The organism is Paraclostridium sp., assembly GCF_051657365.1.
Lineage (GTDB): Bacteria > Bacillota > Clostridia > Peptostreptococcales > Peptostreptococcaceae > Paraclostridium.
Genome location: NZ_JBOFKN010000071.1, coordinates 1 through 2841, shown reverse-complemented (window position 1 = coordinate 2841; position 2841 = coordinate 1). Strand labels below are relative to the sequence as shown.

Here is a 2841-nt window from a genome sequence, read left to right as displayed (position 1 = left end):
TCTATAAACTTCTGAAGAGCAGAAACTAAAATTTTTTGAATATAACTTATCCTGTTCTAATATTATAGAATCTTTTTCTTCTATATATAAATCATCTTTATACTCTACAGCCCCTATTATTCTTAGTTCTTTATTTCCTTCATTAATTTTTTTTAAAATAACTTTAGCTAATCGCAATTTTTGATATCTAAATCCTTTATATTTATCTTCCGCTTCTCTAATAATTATGTCTGACAAATTTACTCCTCTCAACTTTAATTCTTATTAATTTTTTATATATTTTATAAATTTCCCTCATAAACAAATTTTATTGCTCTTCCTAATAACTTTACATTTTCTAATTCTCTTCCAGCTATATAAACATCATCGTAATCTGTATTTACACTTTTCAGTATCATTACTTGAGCCTCTTCTTTTATAAGAACTCTTTTTACAAAAGTTTCCTCTCCAACTTTTACAACATATATTTTATTTGCAATATATTCAGTTTGGTGTGGGTCCACTATTACTAACGATCCATCTTGAATCAACGGTTCCATTGAATTTCCTGCTACTTCAATTAAATAACAATCCTGACAGAAATTACCTCTTCTAATTAATCTTGTATATAATGTATCTTCAAAATTAATGTATCCATTTCCTGCTGAAGCTTTAGCCTTTACTGGCATTTCAATAAAATCATCTTCTGTTAATGATTTTCCATTAGGAACAGATTGTTGTTTTTCTTTATTTTCTCTTATTTTTTTCAATTCTTCAGGCATTTTGTCAATCTCTACTAATTCCATTATTCTTTTTTGTTCTAATTGACTTATATTAAATGCCTTAAAAAATTTTTCTAAAAATTTATACGAAGGGCTTCTTCTCCCGTTTATGTAATGTCCTAACAGTCCAAAAGAAACACCAATTTCATCAGCTGCATATTCTAATTTGTATCCTTTTTTTTCTAAAAACTCTTTTAAATAGTTTCCAAATAAATTCATATTGATTTCACTCCTTTTTGACCTGATATAAAGATTATATATTCTTTTGTACATTTTGTAAAAAAATTCTTTACTTTTATTTATACTTTTTGTATAATAATAATATAGAAGTTTTTACTTATTTATTTTTTTATAATTTATTTGTACTTTTTGTATAAAGGAGAGTAGTATGATTATTAAAAATTTAAAAAACGGATTATGGAAATTTAAAATTAATGGAATTATATTGATTGGAACTTATAGCGAATGTTTAGCAAGACTTGAAGTTTATGCAAGGATGTGGGAAATTTAATGAAAGTAATAGCTGAATTAACATTAATTGGATTGATGGTACTTACTGTTGAAGTAATAATAATGAGAATTATGTAGGAGGTAATATGTTAGGAGTAGAGCTTTTAGAATTAGAAACAAACTTATTAATTAAAGATTTAAAACCTTTGAGAAAAGATAATGACATTATATGTGAGTGTGAAGAACATAAGGCCAAATGGATACTTACAGATGAATTTATGAAAGGTTGGCACATGAACTTATGTGATAATTGCTTACTAGAAATGAGAGAAGAATATAAAAAAGAAGGCACAAAATACAATGTGAGCCTTATAAAATAGGCTCACTAACCTTTAGGTTTTAATTACATACTCAATCAAATAAGATATACCCCCGACTATCTTATATAATCCCCCAATGAAAATTGAGTATGTAATTAAGACTTAAAAAACGGAGGTTTTACTCATGAATGAGAAATTAACTGTAAAAGAATTAAAAGAACAATTAAAAACTTTAGGTGCTAAAGGATATAGTAAGTTGAAAAAAGCTGAGCTTATATCTCTTTTAGAAGAACTATCACCAAAACTACATGATTCAGAAGTGTTATTCACTGGAGAATGTAGTGGAGAAGGTGAATGGCTAAATCATAGAAGAATAGGAGCTACTGATGTTTCTATATTAATGGTTGATTATGCTTGGAGAAATGGTTTTATTGATAGACCTGATAATTATAACAGTCCATTACTTATGTATTTAGAAAGAAAAGGACAATACAAAAGAGAATTTAGCTTTGAAAGTATGGTTGCTATGAACTTTGGACATTATGCTGAAGATTTTATAATTAATAATCTTCCAGATCTTTTTAAAAGAGAATTTAACCTTGATGTTCAAGAGGTTAGAAAAGGAAATCAAGTAGTAGCTAATCCTCGATATCCTTTATGGACTTGTACTCCTGATAGTTGGATTAAAATTAATAATGAATGGTATCCAGTTGAATTAAAAACAGGAAATAGTTACCAAGCATATGATTGGTCTAAAGATGAAGTCCCTAATAAATATTATGCACAAGTACAACAACAACTTGCAGTACTGAATAAAACTAAAGGCTTTCTAGTTGGTTTTATAGATAATAGATTTACTAAAGTTTATGAAATAGATGTTGATAGTAAGTTAATTGAAAAAGCTTATGAGTTATCTATAGAGTTTCAAAATTGTTTAGATACAAATATAGAACCTAAATCAAATGGTTGTAAAGCTGAATGTAGTTTCTTTAAAGAAGAGTTTAAAGGCTTTAGCAATAAACTAGAAACTACACCAATAATTGAAATCAATAAATTCCAAGACTACACATCTTTAAAAGATACCTCTAAAGAACTTTCTAAAGAATTGAAAGAAGTTGAACAAGATATGACACCTTTTATAGCTGAAATTCAAAAGAAAATGTTAGAACTGCAAACTGAAGAGTTAATTATAAATAATGAATATATTGCAACTTGGAAAATAGATAAAAGAGGATCTAAAAGATTTAATATCAAAGAATTACCAAAATATGTAGCTTAATTAAGGGAGGATTAAAAAATGGCAAGAGTTA

5 protein-coding genes are annotated in these 2841 nt (G+C 26.8%); 3 read left to right on the top strand and 2 right to left on the bottom strand.

The features are described from left to right. On the bottom strand, nt 1-237 hold a 237-nt coding region (locus ACRCYC_RS05055; protein WP_438533326.1), incomplete at its 3' end, for a hypothetical protein. A 44-nt stretch (nt 238-281) separates the two neighbouring features. After that, nucleotides 282-980, bottom strand: a complete 699-nt coding sequence (locus ACRCYC_RS05050; protein ID WP_438533325.1) for a LexA family transcriptional regulator — start codon at nt 978-980, stop codon at nt 282-284. A gap of 169 nt (nt 981-1149) precedes the next feature. On the opposite strand from ACRCYC_RS05050, the gene ACRCYC_RS05045 reads away from it, so the two are divergent. From ACRCYC_RS05045 to ACRCYC_RS05035, 3 genes are all read left to right on the top strand, one after another. After that, nucleotides 1150-1272, top strand: a complete 123-nt coding sequence (locus ACRCYC_RS05045) for a hypothetical protein (RefSeq protein ID WP_438533324.1) — start codon at nt 1150-1152, stop codon at nt 1270-1272. Between the two features lie 85 nt (nt 1273-1357). Beyond that, the gene (locus tag ACRCYC_RS05040; RefSeq protein WP_438533323.1) at nt 1358-1591 is read left to right on the top strand and encodes a hypothetical protein; all 234 of its coding nucleotides are present in this window, start codon (nt 1358-1360) and stop codon (nt 1589-1591) included. Nucleotides 1592-1715: 124 nt separating this feature from the next. Continuing rightward, entirely contained in the window at nt 1716-2810 is a 1095-nt protein-coding gene (locus tag ACRCYC_RS05035) for a YqaJ viral recombinase family protein (protein WP_438533322.1), read from the top strand. Nucleotides 2811-2841 lie beyond the last annotated feature (31 nt).